This window comes from Mesorhizobium sp. P2_E10 (assembly GCF_056404235.1).
In genome coordinates this window covers 60548-80381 of the sequence record NZ_JBFUEK010000010.1, presented here as the reverse complement: position 1 = coordinate 80381, position 19834 = coordinate 60548, and the positions used below count along the sequence as shown (strand labels likewise).

Genomic DNA, 19834 nt, shown 5'->3' with positions numbered 1-19834 from the left:
AACAAGATACTCACATTCTCCGCAAAGGGATACCGATCATGAGTGCCCTGGTTTTGCTTCGCAGTCTCTTCGCCTATCAGACGTGGGCCAATGACGAGTTGCTGGAGAAGCTCGCGAAACTGGATCCGCATGCGCACGCCAAGGAGCGCCACGTCGCGACACGGCTTCTCAATCACAGCCACATGGTATCAAAAATATTCGCGGCGCATCTCACAGGCGCGCGCCACGGCTACAGCGCCGACAACACAGAGGAAACGCCGGCGCTCGACGCGCTGCGCACCGATGTCGCAGCGATGGATTGCTGGTACCTGGACTATCTTGAAGCCGTGTCGCCACGCCAATTGTCCGAATCCGTGCCGTTCATTTTCACCAATGAAGACAAGGGCTTGATGTCACGCCAGGAAATGCTGACTCATGTCGTTCTGCACGGCGGCTATCATCGCGGCGAGATCGGCCGCATCCTGGTTGGGCTTTCCCTCTCGCCGCCATGGGACACCTTCGCCGTCCATCTCCATCGGGCCGAGCCGGAGCGCCGGCTGCAAACGGTACGCGAGCCGTTCGGCGTCTGATCTCCAAGGAATATGAGCTCAAAGCTCACCTTCATCGTATGGCTCAAGATGATGCAACGACACGCCTGTCGTGTTGCTTTCGTCTTCGCGCTTGTTCGTCGCGACTGGACAAGACGAAGCGTGCGATCCGGCAACTCTTCATGATCTTTGCGAGCGGCTGCCGGTGTCTGCGGTCGACGCCGCTCGAAAAAATCCTGAGCGTGTCGACAAGATCAACCAAGATAGAGTGCGAAGAATTTCCGCCGCAGACTTCGTTGCGCGATCAAAGATTCAGCACGATCGCTTTGCGGTCGTAACCGAAACTTAATCTGCTAAAATCACTGTAATGCTTCGCTGGCTAGACACGCGCGAGTCAGATATGCATTGACGCGCCGGGTCATTAACGGCCATCGGCACAACTAAAGGGGCATCGCATGGCTAAGCAGTTATCCAAAGCGCCGGCGTCCAAGGCACCGGCAAAGAAAGCACCTGTAAAAGCAGTAGCGGCGAAGGCTGCGACTGCAGTGAAGAAAGCAGCGCCCGCTGCCAAGCCGAAGGCCGCGGCGGCCAAGGCAAAAGCAGCACCGGCCAAGAAGCCGGCTGCAAAGGCTGCGGCAAAACCCGCAGTGAAGAAAGCAGCGCCTGCCAAGAAACCGGCTGCCAAGGCAGCACCGGCCAAGAAGCCGGCCGCAAAGGCAGCGGCGAAACCGGCAGCGAAGAAGGCAGCACCTGCCAAGAAGCCGGCCGCGAAGGCTGCACCGGCAAAGGCAGCGGCAGCGAAGTCTTCGGCACCGGTGAAGAAAGCAGCGCCGGCGGTCAAGAAGGCAGCGCCCGCGAAGGCCGGCAAGAAGTAAGCGCGTTTCTTCCCTCGCCGGGGGACAGTGCCAAACAGTCAAGGGCGGTGCCGGACAGGCGCTCCGCTCGCTGGTCGGCTTGGTATTCGGAAGGCGAGAACAGAGGCGGACGGAGGATATCTTTTCGCAGCTCCCAGGACTTCGCCGTCAGGCGAAGTCCGGTGGGGCTTTTTTTGTTTTCGCTGCAATGCCGAGACCTGTCCCTAAAAAATCACCGGCGGTTTCTGGCGGCTGGGTTTTTCGCTTCTGGCCATTGCTCGGCTGCGCCTGATCGGTCAACACTGCCCCCGGCAAACAGGAACCCGACCATGCCCAAGCTGCTCTACGCGTCGTCCTCTCCCTACAGTTCCAAAGTACGCATGGCGGCAGCCTATGCCGGCATCGCCATCGATCTCGTGCCGCTCAGGACCGAGGACAAGCCAGCCGAACTGATGGCCGCCAATCCGCTCGGCAAGATCCCGGTGCTGGTCCTCGACGACGGCCGCTCGATCCACGACAGCCGTGCCATCACCCAGCACCTCAACCGTGTATCGAAGAGTGCGCTGTTTCCACGCAATGCCGACAAGCGCCTTGAGGCTGAGGTGCTGGAGGCGCTGGCGGACGGCATCTGCGATTGCGCGCTGTCGATGGTCTATGAGCGGCGCGTGCGTCCGGAAGATGTGGTCTACCAGCCCTGGCTGGACAAGCAGTGGTCGAAGATTACGGCGGCCCTTGATCTGCTCAACGCCAATCCGCCGAAACTGCCCAAGAAGATCACCGCCGGCCAGATGGCGCTGCGCGCCTGCCTTGGCTATCTGTCGCTGCGCTTTGCCGGAAAATGGGAAAAGGGCCGCGGCCGGCTGACACGCTGGGCGGCGCGCTTCGACGAGAAGTTTCCCGAGCTGAAGCCGGCGGTACCGGCGTAGTCACTCCTCCTTCTCCCGCAAGGGGAGAAGGTGCTGCCCTGGCTCACTTCCTTGTTGAACCTCCACCTGCTTCCGTGCTTGCGTGACGCAACGCAAATCGCACACAGGTGGCAAACATGCCGAAATCAGCCAGCACAGCGGACCCCATGGTCGAGCGCCTGCGTGCCGCCTTTGGCCAACGCGCCTTCACCGAACAGAAGATGTTCGGCGGCACCTGCTTCATGCTCAACGGCAACATGCTGATCGGCACCTCGAAGCGCGGACTGCTGGTGCGTGTCGGCAAGGCGGCGCATGAGGCGGCCGTCGCGCGTCCGCACGCCCGCCCGATGGAGATGGGCGGACGGGCAATGGAAGGCTATGTCCATGTCGCGCCGGAGGGCACCGCGACCGAAGCCGATCTCGCCGGCTGGCTTGATCGCGCGCTGGCTTTCGTCGAGACGCTGCCGCCGAAATCGAAACCCACCAAGGTCGCAAAGCGACGCGCCTGAGGCGATCGCGCGGTCTATTTTGCGCCGCATCGGCCGGCGATGGGAACCGGCTCGGAGGTAACCTGCGGGAGGAAGCAATGGCATTTCTGGCGGGGCATTGCATGTGCGGGGCAGTCGCCTGGACATATTCCGGACAACTCACACGCAACCTGGTCTGTCACTGCGCCGATTGCCAGCGCGCCACGTCCGCCCCTTTCACGGCCTTCCTGGGGATGAGGCCGGAGCATCTGACCTGGACCGGGGACATCGTGCATTACGAGAGCAGCCCCAACACATTTCGCGGTTTCTGCCCGTCCTGCGGCTCAAGGCTCTATTTCCGCTCCGACAGATGGCCCACCGAGATTCATGTTCACGCCGCCACGATGAGCAGCCCGGGCGAGTATCGGCCGGATGCGCAGGTCTTTATATCGTCGAAGGTGGGATGGCTCGACCAACTGCCGTCGATTGCGACCCATGACGGTTTCCAGCAAAAGCCGTCGATCCACCCAGACAGCTCGTGACCCGGATGAGTTGGCGACATCCAGGAAACCGGCCATAAAAAAGCCGGGCGCGAGGCCCGGCTTTTTCGTGTCGTGGCTTGAACGACTTAGAATTTCATACCGACGCCGAAGGTGACGCGGTTGTCGGTGGCCTTGACGTTACCGATGCCGCCGCCGAAGTCCTTGCTGCCGAAATCGGTGTAGCGATACTCGACGCGACCGAACACATTGTCGGTGATCTTGATGTCGGTGCCGACACCAGCGGTCCAGCCAAGCAGGGTAGCGCTATCGCTGGTGCCCAGGTTGCTGTCTTCCACCTTCAGGTTCTTGCCGGCGAGACCGCCAGTGCCATAGAGCAGGATTTCAGGGGTCACGGCATAGCCGAGGCGAGCCCGCAGCGAGCCTTCGACGCCAGCCTTGGAGTTGATGCCGTTATCGTCACCCTTGACGCCGCTGTAGCCGAGTTCGGCTTCACCGCCGTAGACAAAGTTTTCTTGCTGCCACTGATAGCCGCCGAAGACACTGCCGACGAAACCCTTGGTATCGGTTTGAACGCCGAGATCCCTTTCCTTGGTATGGCCGCTAAAGCCATAGCCAACATTGAGACCGGCATAGGGGCCTGCCCAGGAAGCGACGGGAAGTTCCGCAATCGGGGCCGGCGCCGGCGGCTCTTCCGAGACGACGTCCGCGGCAAAGGCGGTTCCACTGAGGGCGAAGAGCCCGAGCGCCACCGCAAGAGGTCGCCCAAATTTAAGATTGGCTTGCATTGTTCTTTACTCCTTAAGCCACAGGACACAGGCTTGTTTGTCATGAGCGCCATCGACCCGTCCGGGGGGTGAAACGGATCTGGCGTTCAACAGTTCCAAATGTCGTGTCAAAATGCGGCTGAAGCGAACCTGAACTTGGGTCATTCCCCGGCACGAATGAGGCTGAACCTTGACGTTGCATCTTCGCAACAGCGAGATGTCAGCAAGCTTGTCATGCTGCGTTGCACACGGCTTGGTGCAAGGGGTCCAGCGCCCTATATTGCGGTTCGGCCCATCCCGAGTCTTGGCAGGCTCGGAGAGCCGATAGGGCCGTTCGCCACAATCCCGCCCCAGGTGGAAACGGCATTTAACCCCTGGCGGGCCATATTTGCCGGCGAGCCGGAAAAGACGCCGCAATTTGAGGATTGACAGATGAATGAAGCGGCCGGGACCGCACTGGTAACGGGCGGCGCCAAGCGGATCGGCAAGGCGATCGTCGAAGATCTTGCCGCGCATGGTATTGCCGTCGCCGTCCACGCCAACAATTCGCTGGCCGAGGCCGAGGCACTGGCCGCCCGCATCAGGGACGCCGGTGGCCGCGCTGCCGCGCTTGCCGCCGACCTCACCGATATGGACGCCGTCGCCGATCTGGTCGGCCGCGCCGGGGCAGCGCTCGGCCCGGTCACGCTTTTGGTCAACAACGCCTCGCTGTTCGTCGACGACAGTGTTCAGGATTTCGACTGGCAGGCCTGGGATCGCCACTTCGCCGTCCATATCAAGGCGCCGGCGCTGCTGGCGCAGGCCTTCGCCCGCGCCCTGCCGGAGGGGCAGGAGGGGCTGATCGTCAACATCATCGACCAGCGCGTCTGGCGGCCGACGCCGCGCTATTTCTCCTACGCGCTGTCGAAGTCGACGCTGTGGACGGCGACGCAGATGATGGCGCAGGCGCTGGGTCCGCGCATCCGCGTCAACGCCATTGGCCCCGGCCCGACCTTGAAGAACACCCGCCAGGACGACGACGATTTTGCCGCCCAGGTCGATGGCCTGATTCTGAAGCGTGCGCCGGACCTGTCGGAATTCGGCGCCACCATCCGATATTTGTGGGCGGCCCGCTCGGTCACCGGCCAGATGATCGCGCTCGATGGCGGCCAGCATCTTGCATGGCAGACGCCGGATGTGACAGGCATGACGGAATGAGTCCCGTAGAGCAGAAACACAAACGCGGCGGCGGCGCCGACGACCTGCCCCCCGAAATCGACCTCGAGGACGAGGCGGCGGAAGAGATCGTCACGCCGGCCGGCCCGGACGTCGCCTTCACTGCAATAGACTGGACGCCGCATGCCGGTGACGCCGACGGCATGGTCGGCGCCGAGGTCATCCAGACGCTGGTCAAGCGGCTGCCCAACGCACCCGGCGTCTACCGCATGATGAACGCTGCCGGCGACGTGCTCTATGTCGGCAAGGCGCGCAGCCTGAAGAAGCGGGTGACCAACTACGCGCAAGGCCGTTTCCACACCAGCCGCATCGGCCGCATGGTGCGCGAGACCTCGACGATGGAGTTCGTCGTCACCCGCACCGAGATCGAAGCGCTGCTGCTCGAAGCCAATCTTATCAAGCGCTTGCGGCCAAGATTCAATGTTCTGATGCGGGACGACAAGTCGTTCCCCTATATCCTTTTGACCGGCGATCATGTCTCGCCCGGCATTTACAAGCATCGCGGCGCGCGCTCGCGCAAAGGCGACTATTTCGGCCCCTTCGCCTCGGCCGGCGCGGTCGGCCGCACCATCAATTCGTTGCAGCGCGCCTTCCTCTTGAGGAGCTGCACCAACTCCTTTTATGAGAACCGTACCCGGCCGTGCCTGCTCTATCAGATCAAGCGCTGCGCCGGTCCGTGCACCGGTGAGATCTCGCACACCGACTATGCCGAGCTGGTCGGCGAGGCCAAGGATTTCCTGTCCGGCCGCAGCCAGAAGGTGAAGACGGAAATCTCATCCGCCATGCAGCTGGCTTCGGAGAACCTCGATTTCGAGCGCGCCGCCATCTATCGCGACCGGCTGGCCGCCCTGTCGCATGTGCAGAGCCACCAGGGCATCAACCCGGCGACCGTCGACGAGGCCGATGTCTTTGCCATCCATCAGGAAGGCGGTCAGGTCTGCATCCAGGTGTTCTTCTTCCGCACCGGCCAGAACTGGGGCAACCGCGCTTACTTCCCCAAGGCCGATCCGGCATTGGAGGCCGCCGAGGTGCTGGGCTCGTTCCTGGCGCAGTTCTACGACGACAAGCCGACGCCGCGCGCCATCCTGTTGTCGCATGGGATCGAGGATCAGGAATTGCTGGCCAAGGCGCTCTCCACCCGCGCCGGCCGCAAGGTGGCGATCTCGGTGCCGCAGCGCGGCGAGAAGAAGGATTTGACCGACAACGCGCTGCAGAATGCCCGCGAGGCGCTTGGCCGCCGGCTGTCCGAAACCTCGACGCAAGGCAGGCTGCTCACCGGTTTCGCCGAGACCTTCGGCCTGGCAAAGCCGCCGGTGCGCATCGAGGTCTACGACAACTCGCACATTATGGGCACCAATGCGGTCGGCGCCATGGTCGTCGCCGGGCCGGAAGGTTTTGTGAAGAACCAGTACCGGAAGTTCAACATCCGCTCGACGGAGATCACCCCGGGCGACGATTTCGGCATGATGCGCGAGGTGATGGAGCGGCGCTTTTCGCGACTGCTGAAGGAACATGGCGATGTCCCAGCGGGCGATGCGGCTGCGGAAGCCACGGCAGATGACATTGAAGACGACATTTCCGGCAGTTTCCCCGCCTGGCCCGACGTTATTCTGATCGACGGCGGCCAGGGCCAGATGTCGGCAGTGCGCAAAATCCTCGCCGATCTCGGCATAGAGGACCGTGTGGTGGCGATCGGCATTGCCAAGGGCCAGGACCGCGATGCCGGCCGCGAGCGCTTCTTCGTTCGGGGCAGGGACTCGTTCTCGCTCCCGGTGCGTGATCCCGTGCTCTATTTCGTCCAGCGGCTGCGCGACGAGGTCCACCGCTTTGCCATCGGCTCGCACCGGGCGCGGCGCAAGAAGGAGATGGTCAAGAGCCCGCTCGACGAGATCAGCGGCATCGGTCCCGGCCGTAAGCGCGCGCTGCTGTTGCATTTCGGCACCGCCAAGGCGGTCAGCCGCGCCGCGATGGAGGATCTGATGGTGGTCGACGGCATTTCCGAGCAGGTGGCCAAGCTGGTCTACAATCATTTTCATGAAAGTTGATGGCTTTAGGCGGTATATTCAGCTGGCTAGTCGAATCTGGCCTGTTGACCCCCCACATTCGCTTCTGATTTGAGTACGCAGGAAGAAAGAGTCCCCCCGCACATGGCCAAGCGCGCGTTCAACCTGCCCAACATGCTCACCTACGCCCGCATCATTGCGGTGCCGCTGGTCGTGCTGTGCTTTTTTCTCGAAGGGCATCTGAAGTCGAGCGACTTTGCCCGCTGGTCGGCGTTGATCATCTTCCTGCTGGCCTCGATCACCGATTATCTCGATGGTTATCTGGCGCGCGCCTGGCAGCAGACCTCCAACATCGGCAAGATGCTCGACCCGATCGCCGACAAATTGCTGGTCGCCACCTGCCTCTTGCTGCTGGCCGCCGACACCGACCGTCATGCCGGCATCGCCGGCTGGTCGCTGTGGGCGGCGATCATCATCCTGTGCCGCGAAATCCTGGTTTCGGGCCTGCGCGAATATCTGGCGGCGTTGAAGGTTTCGGTGCCGGTGACACAGCTGGCCAAGTGGAAGACCGCCATCCAGATGGTCGCCATCGCCTTCCTATTGGCCGGGCCGGCCGGCGACAAGATTTTTCCGCTGACCACCCAGACCGGGCTTGTGCTGCTGTGGATCGCGGCCCTGGTCACGCTCTACACCGGCTATGACTATTTCCGTGCCGGCCTCAAGCACATCATGGACGAGTGAGATGACGAAGCTCATCTATTTCGCCTGGGTGCGCGAGCGGATCGGCAAGCCGGAGGAGGATGTCGAACTGCCCGCCGGCATCGAGACGGTCGCCGACCTGTTGCGCTGGCTGAAATCGCGCGGCGAGGAATACGAGCACGCGCTGCAATATCCCGACGTGATCCGCGTCGCCATCAACCAGGAACATGTCGAGCACCGCGAAAAGATCACAGGCGCGCGCGAGATCGCATTGTTCCCGCCAATGACCGGTGGCTGACATGCCGTCCCCAGTGGTGCCTGTCGTGCGCATCCAGGCGCAGGATTTCGACATCGCCGCCGAGATCGCCAGGCTGACCGCCGGCCGCGCCGATATCGGCGCCGTGGTGACGTTTTCGGGCCTCTGCCGAGACGAGCAAGGTGCCTTGTCGGCGCTCGAACTCGAACATTATCCCGGCATGGCCGAGGCCGAAATCGCCCGCATCGCCACGGAGGCGGTTCAGCGCTGGCCACTGCAGGGACTGACCGCCATCCATCGCCATGGCAAAATAGCGCCCGGCGAAAACATCGTGTTGGTCGTGGCCGCCTCGGCGCACCGGCAGGCGGCATTCGAAGCGGCAAATTTCCTGATGGATTATCTGAAATCGCGGGCGCCGTTCTGGAAGAAGGAACATCGTGCCGACGGTTCCAAAGGCGGCTGGGTCGACGCCAAGGAGGCCGACGACAAGGCGGCGCGCCGCTGGAAGGCGCCGCCGACCGAATAAAATCGGGCCGCAGTCATGCATTGAACGCAATCCCTTGGCCAAATTGCACTAGGCAAAGGGAGCAAGGTCATGCTGGACAGGATCGCCGAATTCTTCATTTTCGGCTTTGTGCCGCTGGTCGTCGGCGTGGTGGCGGTGCCGGATCTGTCGGCCGCTGCCGAAAAGACCCTGAAGGGCGAGGTGATGTATCGCGAGCGCATCGCGCTGCCGGCCAACGCCGTGCTGTCCGTGCAGCTTGCCGATGTGTCGCTGGCCGACGCGCCGGCCGCAATCATCGGCGAGCGCAAGGTGGCGCCGGCCGGCCAGGTGCCGATCAAGTTCGAGATCAGCTTCGACCCGGAGGTGATCCGGCCTGAGATGACCTACGCGCTGCAGGCGCGTATCACCGCCGACGACAGGCTGCTGTTCATCACCGATGTCAGCTATCAGGTCGATCCGCTGAGCGATGCGCCGCAGGCCATCGTGTTGAAAATGGTCGCGCCTCGCGACACGGCGACGGCGGTGATCGGGCAGAGCTGGCTGGTCGAATATATTGACGGCATCGGCGTCATCGCCGAGCCGCAGGCGACGTTCAGGATCAGCGAGGCCGGCAAGGCCGGCGGCAGCGGCCCGTGCAATGTCTACTTCGCCACCGCCAAGGTCGATGGTTCGACGATCGCCATCAGCGACATCGGCTCGACCTTCAAGGCCTGTGCGCCGGAGATCATGGCCGAGGAAAAGGCGCTGTTCGAGGCGCTCGCCGGGGCGGCGTCATACCATGTCGACGCCGGCAAATTGACCATCGCCGACAAGGACGGCCACGAAATCTTGCGCTTCAACGCCGCGAGCTAGCGCGTATTTCGATCGCCAACGCTTTTCAGCCGGAATAATTCGGGCAGGAGAGGCGTTTCTCTCACACATGGCGGGTAAGGCAAAGGGGATGTTTTCGAATGTCCCTTCGTTGAAGCCGCCAGACCTGCTGCGGCTCGTTCTGGCTTTAACTCAAAGGAGTCCAGAGATGAAAACGCATGCGCTTATCCTTGCTGCCACAGGCGTATCGCTCCTTACTCCTACCGGTCTTGCCAAGGCGGACGACCATCTGTTCAACGCGCTTCAGCATGGTCTCAATGCCGACAGCCAGCCTTTCCAGACCAACAAGGCCGGCCATGGCGGCGACCTCGCGCCCGGGCAGGGCAGCCCATTCGTGGGTGCTGATACCAAGACACCGGCGACCGACACCGACGCGGCCAACATTCATGCCAATGTAAAGGAGCGCCAACCAAAGTGACTTGAAACCCGCCGCGAGAGGGCGGGCGACCAATCGGAGTCCCGATGGCCGATGAATGAAAAGGCCGGCGAAACGCCGGCCTTTTCATTCAGACTTGGGTGATCGGTTCAGCCGACGATCTCGGTGTCGGAGAACCAGTATTTGATCTCTTCGGCGGCGGTCTCCGGCGCGTCCGAGCCGTGCACGGAATTCTCGCCGATCGACAGCGCATGCACCTTGCGGATGGTGCCTTCGGCGGCGTTGGCCGGGTTGGTGGCGCCCATCACTTCGCGGTTGCGGGCAATGGCGTTCTCGCCTTCCAGCACCTGGACGATGGTCGGCGCCGACGACATGAACTCTACCAGTTCGCCGAAGAAGGGACGATCTTTGTGGACGGCATAAAAACCTTCGGCTTCGCGGCGGCTCATCCACACCCGGCGTGAGGCGATGACGCGCAGGCCGGCCGCTTCCAGCATCTGGGTGATGGCGCCGGTGAGATTGCGCCGGGTCGCGTCCGGCTTGATCATGGAAAAGGTGCGTTCGAGCGCCATGGGGTCGTCCTTGTTCAAGAGAATGGAATTGAGGGTGGCGGGCTCTATACAAGCCGCCCGGCCCATTGCCAAGTGGAGCATGTGACGCGGGTCAGCGCGTAATCACCATCGAGGGCCGTCGGACCTCCCAGCCTTCCCGCTCCAGTGTCGGCGTGATGTGCTCCTCCGAGGGATAACCGACGCAGAAATAGCCGATCAGCGTCCATTGCGGCGGCGCGTCGAGGATCGTCGCCATCTCGACCGGGTCGAGAATCGACACCCAACCCATGCCTATGCCTTCGGCGCGCGCCGCCAGCCACAGCGTATGGACCGCCATCACCACCGAATATTCGATGGTCGCCGGCATCGTCAGGCGGCCGAGCCCATGCCCTTGTTCCGTTGTGCGGTCGGCGAAAACCGCAAACTGACAAGGCGCCTCGTTCAGGCCGGCGAGTTTGAGCCGGGCATACAGAGCGGCGCGCTCGCCGCAGAACGATGATAGCGCTTCCGCATTGCAGCGTTCAAAGCACGCTTTGACGGCGTCACGGCAATTGGCACTCTCGACCACGACAAACCGCCAGGGCTGGCTGAGCCCGACGGACGGCGCGATGCTCGCAAGGTCGAGCAGCCGCTCCAGCGCCCCTTCGGGCAGCGGCGTCGGCCTGAATCGCCTGACATCCCGGCGCCACCGGAAGAGGTTGATGAGCTCCGCGCGAAAATCGTCGCGGAATTCCGGGCCTGACGTCATGGCGTCGCGCTGCCTTGTTTCGATTGCCCGGTCACGGGATTTTTTTGTCTTCTTTGCCCCGGATCAGGGCGATGGTGAGGCGTTTGAAACGACGCTTGTGCATCCACATTGTCGCATTTCGTTGGCGATTGGCGAAAACCCTTGAGATCCGCGTGCCGTCCTAGGCGGCGGCAGCCACTTTGCGACCGAGCCTGCCGTGCAAATCGAGGCAGCGTTCGAACCACTGCGCCACGACGTCGCCGTCGTCGAGCAACCGGTAGGGCGTCGCGATGCGCGCCCATTGCAGCGCGCCGAAGACGATGTAGTCGGCAAACAGGGGTGATGGGCCGCCGATGAAGGGCTGATAGGTAAGCATCGAGCGCAGCGGCTCCAGCGAAGTCCGAAAAGCCCCAAGCCCGGCGTCGCGGGCGGCCATCACCTCTTCCAGCCGCTTGCCGAAGCGCTGCTCGCGATTCTGCCGGAAATAGGCGGCATTCGCCTCGTCCTGCATGGCGTGAAGATCCATGATCGCGGCGGTGGTGACATAGGGATGGATGGTCAGCTGCGACCAGCGCTCGATGAAGCGCGCCGCAGCCTTGCCGCCGTCGCCGCAAAACAATGTCGGCCGTTCAGGATAGGTCTCCTCGAGATAGAGCGCGATGGCGAAGGAATCGGCGACCACATGATCGCCGTCGCGGATCACCGGAACGAGCTTCGAGACGCCGCCTTCGACGGCAGGCACTTCGAGAAAGCGCGTCGGCACGCTGGAGATGTCGAGCCCCTTGTGGGCGAGCGCCATCGCCGCCTTCCAACAATGCGGGCTGAAGGGACGCGCGGCATCGCGTCCAACGAGTTCATAGAGCAGAATTGTCATTGGCGGGGGCGCCCCTCGGGTTTAGGTAGGCTCGGGATTCGATGCGAGGCTGGTGAAAAGATGAAACAGCATTTCATGATGTTTGCGGCCTACAATCAATGGGCCAATGGCCGCATCTACGATGCCGCCGGCGACCTCAACGACGAAGAATTCAACCGCAATGTCGGCGCCTTCTTCAGCTCGATGATGGGCACGCTCAATCATCTGCTCACCGCCGACCGCATCTGGATGAAACGCTTCACTGGCGAAGGCGACGCACCGGCCAGCCTCGACGCGATCATGCACCGCGCCTTGCCCGTATTGCGGATGGCGAGGGAGTCCGAAGACAGGCGGATCATCGACTGGGTCGTTGGCCTCAGTGACAAGGCGCTGTCCGGCCGCTTCACCTACATGACCGTCTCAGACATGCGCACCGTCTCGCAGCGGCTGGCGCCGGCGCTGGCTCACGTCTTCAACCATCAGACCCATCATCGTGGCCAGGCGCACGCGATCCTGACGATCCTGGGCCGCCCTTCGGTGCCGCTCGACCTGATGCTGTTCCAGCGCACCGAAGAAGGGCGCGTCTACGCCTGACGTTGGTATACGCGCCGCTGCCATCCTGAATTCCACAACAGAGCAGCCGCTGGCATTGGCGCCTCTCTCCGGCCTGGCGGCAGCTGGTTTTCTCTCAAACGCCTGACCATGCGGCTCCGGCTTCGCCAAAGGGCGGCAACCAGTGGGCGCAAGGGCGTCCTCACCCCGCACATTTGGTTTTCGCAAGTATCTGGACCCGGTCGTCGGCATTTCGGACAGGTTCGTGGGCCTGTTTGGCCGGATATTCTTCCCGAGCGCCGAACAGCGGCCCGCAGTGCCCGATTTAACGTGCAGTTTTTGTTGTAGGATTCGATAAAATTTAAATCTTTAAGAAAAATCATATTTTTTTTTAGAACAACGATGAAACAGTTGAGAACTAAGTTCGATAGGCCAAAATAAAATTAAGAAACTTAAAGGACTTCCCGTACGTATCATAAGGTGCACAAGCAAAGAGGCGGGGCTTGATTCCAGTCTGTTGCAGTGCAGCAAATAGAAGGACAACACAGGAGAGTGTCATGGTAGATATCACCAAGAAAATCGCTAGAACACTGGCGCATGGTGCGATTATCGTTATTCTTGCCGTGCCTGCCAACGCCCAAAGTATTGGCATTGGTGGCGTCGGCAGCGCTTCCGTTGGCAATAGCGGAGCCAGCGCGAATGTGGGCGGCGCCAACGGTGCCAACGCCAGTGTGTCGTTGGGTGGTAGCCGCACCAGTGCCAACGCTTCGATCGGCGGCGCTGGCGGCGCAGATGCGAACGCCACCATTGGTGGCGGCGGTGCCACGGCATCCATCGGCACAAACGGCACCACTGCCAACGTAACCGTTGGTACCAACAATGGCGTCAATGTCGGCGTCGGCGTCGGTATCGGCGGAACACCCGGCACTCCTGGGACTCCCGGTGGTCTCCCCGGCGTCGTCGCCGACATGTCCAGCACCGAGATCGCACGCATGAAGAAGCGCTGCGTCGACGTGCTCGCCAGCGAAGGCACCTATGATCGCGACCTGCGCCAGCTCTGCCTGCTGATCTCGCGCCGCTAGCGCATGAAGGTGCTACACCCGGCGCGTCCAGAACGGACGCGCCGCACTGTAGGGCCGGTTAACTCCGGCAGAAGTGTCGAACCAGCCGGGAGGCTTCGACGGCACACTCCTGGCCTCCGGCCAGTCGGAAAGCTCGCCACTCAGGTGGCGGGCTTTTTGCTGCAGACGAGGGCTGCGCGGGCACATCCGTGCCCCTTAACGCGCGGTTAACCACATTCGAGTTGGAAGCCAGGTCTTAGGAGTTCGTTTGCGTTGCCGCTGCAAGATGGCCGACGTAGTGGGAGCAACGGCATGCGGATCGATTTGTCCCCAACAAGCTGGGGCAGGGTCATAGCTGTAACCATAGCCGGCACGGCGGTTTGCATTGCCGCCGCCTTCTTCGTTGACTCCTTCAATTTTCCGTCCCTGTCGCCTGACGCATTGCGCTGGGCGAAGCTCACCGATCTGCTGCTGCCGCTGGTGCTAGGGGGATCGTTTTTCTTTTTCCTGATGTACAAGATGCGCCAGCTGGCCATTGCTCAAAGGGACCTGAGCATTGTCGCCGCGACCGACAGCCTGACGGCGGTGTTCAACCGCGGCGCGTTTTCCATGCTTGTCGAGGCTTATCTCGACCAGGCGCGCAGCCATTCCGTCGTCAATGCCGGCGCCTTGCTGATCGTCGACGCCGATCATTTCAAGACCATCAACGATCGCCTCGGCCACGATTGCGGCGATCAGGCGCTGAAGCTGATCGCCAAGACGATCCAGGGGCAACTGCGCGGTGCCGATATTGTCGGACGAATTGGCGGCGAGGAATTCGCGGTCTTCCTTCCCGGTGCCGACTCCTCGCAGTCATGGCTGGTCGCCGAGGGCATACGGCGGCGAATCCGCGAAGCCGAGTTCGCCCCGGGCGGGCGGCCTTGCCCGCTTTCGGTAAGCATTGGCGGCATCGCCTTCAGCGGCCCCACCACCTATGCCGAAATGTTCCTGGTGGCGGACAGGCATCTCTACAAGGCCAAGTCGAACGGCCGCGACCAGGTCAGCTTTGAAATAACAGGCCCGCGCAGCCAACTGGCCGGCGACCCGAAAGTAATCCATTAGACGGCGAGGCTGGCGAAGCTGCGGTTGGAGATTGGGCTGGCCAGGGGCTCCACATCCGTGCCTTAGCTCAGCGCTTTCGAACCGATTTTCGGAGTGAAATGGCAGGCGGGAACTCAGCCCTGTTCGGCATGGCCCATTCCGATCGTGAGGGAGGTTTGGCGGACGCCCTCGGTCGCTTCTCGAACACGACGACGCTGTCGCAGACGGCGATGGAGGCTGTCGATCGGGTGAAGTTGGAAACAGGATCGCACCCCTTGTATGAGGCGCGTTAGTCTCATCGAGTCGCCTTCGTCGCGGCCGAGATGGAAAGAGCGAAACTGCGCCGTGAACGGCGCAAAGGCCGGCAAGCGCCCGATTAGGTTTATCGACCCGCGTATCGTTGCCAACGAGCTTGAAGGGCCGCCGAGCTTGCCGCGTTTCTGAATGACCGCTAGCCTCCTGGAATCATGACAGATGTTTTCCAGCACACGCTAGTCCACCCGATGGGAAGCGAGGCTCCCGCCCTGCCGTTCGGCAGGAAGGACGCCAAATGGAATCCGGAAATGGTGGCGACCTCTCGCCGTTTGATCGCCGCCTATAAGGAGACCATGTCACAAGACAGCCCGCTCAAGCAGATCACAGGCGATGACCTCTGGTCAGCATTGACGCGTGACCATTTCGGTCAAATGCTAAACTTCCTGCGTACCGAGGACGCGGACCAACTGTCTCGCTACCTGGTCGATTTCGGCAAGGAATACACATGGTTCGGCGGAATTACGACCGGGATCGATGGCTATACTCATTGGGACCGCAACGAGCAGTTCGTTGCATACAGCTACTTCGACAAATTGGTCTGTTTGGGCGAGGCGCTCGGCGTTCTGTCGGTGGAAAGTCCTGAACAGGGGATCGGCGGAAAATGGGGCAAAAACATTCAATTGGCCCCAAGCGAGATCGTGGACGCGATAGAAACGCAACTCGGCATACACATCGTCCCGCCGGAGGGCCCGGTTCATGTCGCCGGCCTGAATGTTAGGGGTGGCCTGCTACATTATCGGCACATCAACGCACTCTATTTGGCGACGCGCATTCGCGAAGTTGCCGCACCCGAGGATCGCATTTGCGAATTTGGAGGGGGGCTCGGGCTCGCTGCATTCTACCTGAACCGGATGGGTCGCAAGGATGTTACGGTTTTCGATCTACCGATCGTGAACATCCTGTCGGGTTACTTCTTGATTGGAACACTGGGCCAGGAAGCCGTTTCCCTCGAAGGCGAACAGCCGCGCAGGGATGCAATAAAACTAAAGGCGAACTGGAATTGCGCCGATGAGATAGATGGGGCCTTTCGGGTCGCCGCCAATCAAGATTCATTTCCCGAAGTCAATCGCCGCATCTTCGATGAGTATGTGCGGCAGATCAAACGTATCTCATCGGACTTCTTCCTCAGCATCAATCACGAAGGCGAGCAACCCATCGCGGGAGGCGCGCGGCACCTTCACGTTTCAAGGCTGTTGAATGCAGACCCGAGTTTTCGTCGCATCTACAGGAGTCCCTACTGGCTCCGCAGGGGTTACGTGGAAGAACTGTATAGGATTGAAAACGGCACGTCGGCGGTCGCGGCGAGAGCCGGTCGAGACGGCTGATATACCGCTGGCGACTGAATTTGGGCGTATACCTTTGTGGCATTTCGGCAATTGAACATCCGCCATCCGGCTTCAAGAGTGCTCACTGGCGCGCGTTTCGGTTGGGCAGCGTGAAAGCGCCCCGGGCGTCTTGACGAGCGCTCGCGCCGGCGCTGGACCATGTTGCATAACAGGCAGACTCAGCTGCGACGCGCAAGAAACGGCCGGGAGCAACCTAAAACAGAGTAGGCAGTTCTGATGGCCAAATAGGTTGCACCAGCCTTCGTCAAGTGGCCAAAATCGGGGAAGATGAGCTTATCTTGATCATCCATAAGACGGCATCGATTCAGGCACATTACGTGTGCAAGGTTGATGGTCTCTGCGGCTGCTGATTACTTCTTCCAATGGCGGCTTGTTCACCTCGTCGGCAGGGTGCCGATGCGCGAATACGAACTGCTTTGCCGTAGACAAAGCACTTGCCTGCTCGAACCGTTGGATTGCGCTCCTCCCGCATGTCGTTTGCGGACTTGATGTTCTGCAATTCAGGCGGGACCCGGAACCTGGGCCCGTCGCTGTGCAAGGCATTCCCAGACTCTGGAAGCGCCCCCCCCCCCCATTTTTGGCCGGCCGCTTCCTATGGCGCGCAAGCGCCTCGGCCGTCCTGGTACTCGCTGGGGCTAGAGCTCGCAAGGGTTGCTGTCGACCGTAAGCAAATTGTGGGGAATAAGTAAGAACCCGGACGGTGGACGATTGATGTTACCAATAAATGATGCGAAAAGCGAAATTCAAGAGCCAAGAAGTTCTCCGCTTTGGGGGAATCATGCCGAAAGTATTCTTTTCGATTCAAGGTCTACGTGGGATTTCGGCGCTTTTTGTCGTTTTTCATCACTACAACGGCGTTTATGTCGAGATTAATAAACTTGCGGGCGGTGACACCCCGTGGCTCCTGTCGTACGGCCATTTGTCGTTTTTTGGCGCGGTTGGTGTTCCTATCTTCTTCGTGATCTCAGGCTTCGTCATCGGTATGCAGCGCTTTGAAACCGGCGCAGCCGGGGTCTATGGCTTCATGGCTAGGCGGGTTGCTCGCATCGTCCCGCTATATTGGTCAGCAACGTTGATTTTCGCCTGTTTTGTTGAATGGACGCCAGCCCGGCTGGTTCGATCCCTGCTGATGGTAGAGGGGCCGACAAACGGTGACTTCCCTGTGCTGGGTCCGGGCTGGTCTCTGGAATACGAGATGTTTTTCTACATCTGCTTCGCCGTATTCGTGGTCTCCGGCATGGCGGGGTCCAAGCGCGCGGGCATTGCTATTCTGATCGCGCTCTTCACGCTCTTGGCTTTGGCGAAAATGTTGACCAGTGCGCCGGTGCTTGGTTTTTTCGACCCCGTAATTCTGGAGTTCTGCGGCGGTCTGGTCATTGCATCCACAGTTCAGAACCGGAACGTGACTAGGCCTTGGCCGCTCTATCTCATGATAGGAGCGGTGGTGCTGATCATCTCGACGACACTGCTGGTCACGCAGTATCCAATCATCCGAACCATGTGGGGCGTTGGCGCCTTCTTTCTCGTCCTGGGGTTCGTCTCGGGCGAAATTCGGGGCTGGGTCTTTATGCGGAGCCTGCCATTTCAGAAACTCGGTGCCGCCAGCTATGCGATCTATCTCGTCCATCTCATTCTAGCTTTTAGTTTGTTCAGATGGCCTATCTGGCATTGGCACTGGTACGCAGTAGTCGAGCCTCATCTCGGGCTGGTGCTTATGGTCGCCTGCGCCGCCGCTTGCGGACTGATCGTCCATTTCTGCTACGAAATGCCGGTTAATGCACTGCTGAAGCGGTGGCTGCTGCGCCGCTCGCTTCTTGTTGCGCGGCGTCCGCTTCAGCAACTACGCCTTCATCAACTGCTCATAGATCGGCTGAACCAATGGCAGCTCTAGAAGTCGGCTCAAAATCACTGAACGAGAGACCATCAATGAGAGAAGCAATAATCCGGAGTGTGGCGTCGGATTTTTCTGTTGTTTCTTCTATCCATCAAGATGATCACATATTCAACTTCCTGATCAACCATGCTGGATTCATATCTGATGAATCCAGGATCAGCTACTACTTCAGAGATGGGCAAACGTCCGCAATGAAGGTCAAAGGAATTTTGGCGCGGCATCTGGGCCGCGGCCCATTTTCACTCTTTGAGTTCGCGTCAGGATATGGCTGCGTTACACGCCACCTTGTGAAGGATGAAGACATCGACCTCGTCAGTTGCGATATTCATCCGCAGGCGATTTCCTTCCTGACGAACGAATTCAAGGTTAAAGCCGTTCAGTCACGATCGATACCGGAAGAAGTGCATCTTGGCCGGCTTTATGACGGAGTCTTTGCACTTTCGTTCTTTTCCCACATGCCCATAACGACTTGGTCGCGATGGCTGGTTCGTTTGTTCAGCTTTGTTCGACCTGGTGGCATTTTGATTTTCACAACTCACGGTCCGCGATCACTGCCTTTTCTTGGCATGGAGACACCTCCGAGTGAATTTGGCTTTCGGTTCGCATTGAAGAGTGAACAGGCCGACATCCCGCTCGAGGAGTACGGCCTAATGGCTATGGATCCCGGGTTCGTAGTCAAACATCTCAAGACGCTTGCCAATGCTGAGTTGCTCGACGATGAAGTGGGCCTATGGTGGGATCACCAAGACGTATTTGTCGTCAGAAAACTCAGTTAAGAGACTCGGTTCCTGAACCTGTTGTCGGCTTTTTCCGACAATGGGCTGCTGACAGTGCCGCATTCTCGAAATCCACTGCGGACACGGTTGCCTCTCTCGTCACCTCGGGGCTGATTGGCGCAAGGCCGAGATACCCGACATCGATCAGTGCGCCGCCGAGTTCTGTACCAGCGAACCTCGTTCATGCCGGGCAGGGTGCCGGAGAAATACGGCGCCGACGACCCGGTTCCGCCGCTCTATCATCAGCAGCTTGCCTATCCCGCTTGTTGGCAACCGAGCACTGTCGCCGCCGGTGCGACTGGCCGAGACGCCGAAAAGAATTGATCCAGGGACCGGCGGAAAATCGGAGTGTTCCCGCTCGCTGACCTGCGCCTTGCAGCCCGCGGCCGGTCGCAAGTTCCGCCGCGCCGAGGCTATTCCATGTCGGGCACGTCACCGCTGCTGAACAGCACTGTCGGTGGTCCGTAGTCGCCAAGCGCCGGGTCGGCATCACGGCTCCAGGCGATCACGCCGACATGTTTTGCGGCGAGCCCCTTGGCTGTTCGGACGGCGCGGTCCTCGCTCTGCTGGTCGGCCGGCCCGAAGGCCGCGAACAGCTCGCCGTCCTCGCCGCGGTCAAAGGCGACGACAACGATCAGCTTCGGGTCCTTTTGGCCATCAGACATGTTGGGAACCCAGGGTCTGTTGAGTACCGACGCACGAGGCTGCGGCACGGTGCGACGATGTCAACAGATC

At 60.7% G+C, this 19834-nt stretch carries 24 protein-coding genes; 18 read left to right on the top strand and 6 right to left on the bottom strand.

The window, feature by feature from the left end:
* The first annotated feature begins 38 nt into the window (after nt 1–38).
* Both AC1D0N_RS23745 and AC1D0N_RS23740 read left to right on the top strand, forming a co-directional pair.
* Complete coding sequence (locus tag AC1D0N_RS23745) at nt 39–569, top strand: DinB family protein (RefSeq protein ID WP_477248238.1); 531 nt, start codon at nt 39–41, stop codon at nt 567–569.
* 503 nt (nt 570–1072) lie between these two features.
* Entirely contained in the window at nt 1073–1402 is a 330-nt protein-coding gene (locus tag AC1D0N_RS23740) for a hypothetical protein (RefSeq protein WP_477248236.1), read from the top strand.
* Between the two features lie 147 nt (nt 1403–1549).
* Here AC1D0N_RS23740 and AC1D0N_RS23735 read toward each other — a convergent pair whose 3' ends face one another.
* Complete coding sequence (locus AC1D0N_RS23735) at nt 1550–1681, bottom strand: hypothetical protein (RefSeq protein WP_477248234.1); 132 nt, start codon at nt 1679–1681, stop codon at nt 1550–1552.
* Between the two features lie 29 nt (nt 1682–1710).
* On the opposite strand from AC1D0N_RS23735, the gene AC1D0N_RS23730 reads away from it, so the two are divergent.
* From AC1D0N_RS23730 to AC1D0N_RS23720, 3 genes are all read left to right on the top strand, one after another.
* Complete coding sequence (locus AC1D0N_RS23730) at nt 1711–2307, top strand: glutathione S-transferase family protein (RefSeq protein WP_477248232.1); 597 nt, start codon at nt 1711–1713, stop codon at nt 2305–2307.
* Between the two features lie 116 nt (nt 2308–2423).
* Nucleotides 2424–2795 (top strand): TfoX/Sxy family protein, encoded by a 372-nt coding sequence (locus AC1D0N_RS23725; protein WP_477248231.1) that lies wholly within the window; start codon nt 2424–2426, stop codon nt 2793–2795.
* Between the two features lie 77 nt (nt 2796–2872).
* Nucleotides 2873–3295 carry a GFA family protein gene (locus tag AC1D0N_RS23720; protein WP_477248229.1) on the top strand — a complete coding sequence of 141 codons (423 nt, stop codon included), beginning with the start codon at nt 2873–2875 and terminating at the stop codon, nt 3293–3295.
* Between the two features lie 86 nt (nt 3296–3381).
* Here AC1D0N_RS23720 and AC1D0N_RS23715 read toward each other — a convergent pair whose 3' ends face one another.
* A complete protein-coding gene (locus AC1D0N_RS23715) occupies nt 3382–4041 on the bottom strand; it encodes an outer membrane protein (protein WP_477248227.1) in 660 nt (219 codons plus the stop codon).
* Between the two features lie 411 nt (nt 4042–4452).
* On the opposite strand from AC1D0N_RS23715, the gene AC1D0N_RS23710 reads away from it, so the two are divergent.
* The 7 genes from AC1D0N_RS23710 (at nt 4453) to AC1D0N_RS23680 (ending at nt 9986) form a co-directional block, all read left to right on the top strand.
* Entirely contained in the window at nt 4453–5217 is a 765-nt protein-coding gene (locus tag AC1D0N_RS23710) for an SDR family oxidoreductase (RefSeq protein ID WP_477248225.1), read from the top strand.
* On the top strand, nt 5214–7280 hold the full coding sequence (uvrC, locus tag AC1D0N_RS23705; protein WP_477248223.1) for an excinuclease ABC subunit UvrC: 2067 nt from the start codon (nt 5214–5216) through the stop codon (nt 7278–7280). The genes AC1D0N_RS23710 and uvrC overlap by 4 nt, the downstream gene beginning before the upstream one ends.
* 102 nt (nt 7281–7382) lie before the next feature.
* A complete protein-coding gene (gene pgsA / locus AC1D0N_RS23700; protein WP_091577231.1) occupies nt 7383–7979 on the top strand; it encodes a CDP-diacylglycerol--glycerol-3-phosphate 3-phosphatidyltransferase in 597 nt (198 codons plus the stop codon).
* A 1-nt stretch (nt 7980) separates the two neighbouring features.
* Nucleotides 7981–8235 (top strand): molybdopterin converting factor subunit 1, encoded by a 255-nt coding sequence (gene moaD / locus AC1D0N_RS23695; RefSeq protein ID WP_477248221.1) that lies wholly within the window; start codon nt 7981–7983, stop codon nt 8233–8235.
* 1 nt (nt 8236) lies between these two features.
* Complete coding sequence (locus AC1D0N_RS23690) at nt 8237–8719, top strand: molybdenum cofactor biosynthesis protein MoaE (protein ID WP_477248219.1); 483 nt, start codon at nt 8237–8239, stop codon at nt 8717–8719.
* Between the two features lie 69 nt (nt 8720–8788).
* Complete coding sequence (locus tag AC1D0N_RS23685) at nt 8789–9550, top strand: YbaY family lipoprotein (protein WP_477248218.1); 762 nt, start codon at nt 8789–8791, stop codon at nt 9548–9550.
* Between the two features lie 88 nt (nt 9551–9638).
* On the top strand, nt 9639–9986 hold the full coding sequence (locus AC1D0N_RS23680) for a hypothetical protein (RefSeq protein WP_477248216.1): 348 nt from the start codon (nt 9639–9641) through the stop codon (nt 9984–9986).
* 107 nt (nt 9987–10093) lie between these two features.
* On the opposite strand, the gene ndk is transcribed toward AC1D0N_RS23680, so the two are convergent.
* The 3 genes from ndk to AC1D0N_RS23665 all read right to left on the bottom strand — a co-directional run bounded on the left by ndk (nt 10094) and on the right by AC1D0N_RS23665 (nt 12096).
* Entirely contained in the window at nt 10094–10516 is a 423-nt protein-coding gene (gene ndk, locus AC1D0N_RS23675; protein ID WP_477248214.1) for a nucleoside-diphosphate kinase, read from the bottom strand.
* Between the two features lie 91 nt (nt 10517–10607).
* Nucleotides 10608–11243: a 5,6-dimethylbenzimidazole synthase gene (bluB, locus tag AC1D0N_RS23670; RefSeq protein ID WP_477248212.1), complete on the bottom strand. Its 636-nt coding sequence runs from the start codon at nt 11241–11243 to the stop codon at nt 10608–10610.
* A gap of 160 nt (nt 11244–11403) precedes the next feature.
* Nucleotides 11404–12096 (bottom strand): glutathione S-transferase family protein, encoded by a 693-nt coding sequence (locus AC1D0N_RS23665; RefSeq protein ID WP_477248210.1) that lies wholly within the window; start codon nt 12094–12096, stop codon nt 11404–11406.
* A gap of 60 nt (nt 12097–12156) precedes the next feature.
* Here AC1D0N_RS23665 and AC1D0N_RS23660 point away from each other — a divergent pair, with 60 nt between their 5' ends.
* The 6 genes from AC1D0N_RS23660 (at nt 12157) to AC1D0N_RS23635 (ending at nt 19099) form a co-directional block, all read left to right on the top strand.
* Nucleotides 12157–12669, top strand: a complete 513-nt coding sequence (locus tag AC1D0N_RS23660; protein ID WP_477248208.1) for a DinB family protein — start codon at nt 12157–12159, stop codon at nt 12667–12669.
* A gap of 515 nt (nt 12670–13184) precedes the next feature.
* Nucleotides 13185–13709, top strand: coding sequence for a hypothetical protein (locus AC1D0N_RS23655; RefSeq protein ID WP_477248206.1), 525 nt, complete (start codon nt 13185–13187; stop codon nt 13707–13709).
* Between the two features lie 291 nt (nt 13710–14000).
* Nucleotides 14001–14789, top strand: a complete 789-nt coding sequence (locus AC1D0N_RS23650) for a GGDEF domain-containing protein (RefSeq protein WP_477248204.1) — start codon at nt 14001–14003, stop codon at nt 14787–14789.
* Between the two features lie 446 nt (nt 14790–15235).
* Nucleotides 15236–16408 carry a hypothetical protein gene (locus tag AC1D0N_RS23645; protein ID WP_477248202.1) on the top strand — a complete coding sequence of 391 codons (1173 nt, stop codon included), beginning with the start codon at nt 15236–15238 and terminating at the stop codon, nt 16406–16408.
* Between the two features lie 799 nt (nt 16409–17207).
* Nucleotides 17208–18320 (top strand): acyltransferase family protein, encoded by a 1113-nt coding sequence (locus AC1D0N_RS23640; protein ID WP_477248201.1) that lies wholly within the window; start codon nt 17208–17210, stop codon nt 18318–18320.
* A complete protein-coding gene (locus AC1D0N_RS23635; protein WP_477248199.1) occupies nt 18308–19099 on the top strand; it encodes a methyltransferase in 792 nt (263 codons plus the stop codon). Before AC1D0N_RS23640 ends, AC1D0N_RS23635 begins: the two co-directional genes overlap by 13 nt.
* A gap of 413 nt (nt 19100–19512) precedes the next feature.
* Here AC1D0N_RS23635 and AC1D0N_RS23630 read toward each other — a convergent pair whose 3' ends face one another.
* Nucleotides 19513–19764: a hypothetical protein gene (locus tag AC1D0N_RS23630; RefSeq protein ID WP_477248197.1), complete on the bottom strand. Its 252-nt coding sequence runs from the start codon at nt 19762–19764 to the stop codon at nt 19513–19515.
* Between the last annotated feature and the right edge of the window lie 70 nt (nt 19765–19834).

What these genes read in the sequence shown, in the direction of transcription:
- AC1D0N_RS23745 (WP_477248238.1), top strand. Translation starts at nt 39, where the DNA reads ATGAGTGCCCTGGTTTTGCTTCGCAGTCTCTTCGCCTATCAGACGTGG.
- AC1D0N_RS23730 (WP_477248232.1), top strand. Translation starts at nt 1,711, where the DNA reads ATGCCCAAGCTGCTCTACGCGTCGTCCTCTCCCTACAGTTCCAAAGTA.
- AC1D0N_RS23725 (WP_477248231.1), top strand. Translation starts at nt 2,424, where the DNA reads ATGCCGAAATCAGCCAGCACAGCGGACCCCATGGTCGAGCGCCTGCGT.
- AC1D0N_RS23720 (WP_477248229.1), top strand. Translation starts at nt 2,873, where the DNA reads ATGGCATTTCTGGCGGGGCATTGCATGTGCGGGGCAGTCGCCTGGACA.
- AC1D0N_RS23715 (WP_477248227.1), bottom strand. Translation starts at nt 4,041, where the DNA reads ATGCAAGCCAATCTTAAATTTGGGCGACCTCTTGCGGTGGCGCTCGGG.
- AC1D0N_RS23710 (WP_477248225.1), top strand. Translation starts at nt 4,453, where the DNA reads ATGAATGAAGCGGCCGGGACCGCACTGGTAACGGGCGGCGCCAAGCGG.
- uvrC (WP_477248223.1), top strand. Translation starts at nt 5,214, where the DNA reads ATGAGTCCCGTAGAGCAGAAACACAAACGCGGCGGCGGCGCCGACGAC.
- pgsA (WP_091577231.1), top strand. Translation starts at nt 7,383, where the DNA reads ATGGCCAAGCGCGCGTTCAACCTGCCCAACATGCTCACCTACGCCCGC.
- moaD (WP_477248221.1), top strand. Translation starts at nt 7,981, where the DNA reads ATGACGAAGCTCATCTATTTCGCCTGGGTGCGCGAGCGGATCGGCAAG.
- AC1D0N_RS23690 (WP_477248219.1), top strand. Translation starts at nt 8,237, where the DNA reads ATGCCGTCCCCAGTGGTGCCTGTCGTGCGCATCCAGGCGCAGGATTTC.
- AC1D0N_RS23685 (WP_477248218.1), top strand. Translation starts at nt 8,789, where the DNA reads ATGCTGGACAGGATCGCCGAATTCTTCATTTTCGGCTTTGTGCCGCTG.
- AC1D0N_RS23680 (WP_477248216.1), top strand. Translation starts at nt 9,639, where the DNA reads ATGTTTTCGAATGTCCCTTCGTTGAAGCCGCCAGACCTGCTGCGGCTC.
- ndk (WP_477248214.1), bottom strand. Translation starts at nt 10,516, where the DNA reads ATGGCGCTCGAACGCACCTTTTCCATGATCAAGCCGGACGCGACCCGG.
- bluB (WP_477248212.1), bottom strand. Translation starts at nt 11,243, where the DNA reads ATGACGTCAGGCCCGGAATTCCGCGACGATTTTCGCGCGGAGCTCATC.
- AC1D0N_RS23665 (WP_477248210.1), bottom strand. Translation starts at nt 12,096, where the DNA reads ATGACAATTCTGCTCTATGAACTCGTTGGACGCGATGCCGCGCGTCCC.
- AC1D0N_RS23660 (WP_477248208.1), top strand. Translation starts at nt 12,157, where the DNA reads ATGAAACAGCATTTCATGATGTTTGCGGCCTACAATCAATGGGCCAAT.
- AC1D0N_RS23655 (WP_477248206.1), top strand. Translation starts at nt 13,185, where the DNA reads ATGGTAGATATCACCAAGAAAATCGCTAGAACACTGGCGCATGGTGCG.
- AC1D0N_RS23650 (WP_477248204.1), top strand. Translation starts at nt 14,001, where the DNA reads ATGCGGATCGATTTGTCCCCAACAAGCTGGGGCAGGGTCATAGCTGTA.
- AC1D0N_RS23645 (WP_477248202.1), top strand. Translation starts at nt 15,236, where the DNA reads ATGACAGATGTTTTCCAGCACACGCTAGTCCACCCGATGGGAAGCGAG.
- AC1D0N_RS23640 (WP_477248201.1), top strand. Translation starts at nt 17,208, where the DNA reads ATGCCGAAAGTATTCTTTTCGATTCAAGGTCTACGTGGGATTTCGGCG.
- AC1D0N_RS23635 (WP_477248199.1), top strand. Translation starts at nt 18,308, where the DNA reads ATGGCAGCTCTAGAAGTCGGCTCAAAATCACTGAACGAGAGACCATCA.
- AC1D0N_RS23630 (WP_477248197.1), bottom strand. Translation starts at nt 19,764, where the DNA reads ATGTCTGATGGCCAAAAGGACCCGAAGCTGATCGTTGTCGTCGCCTTT.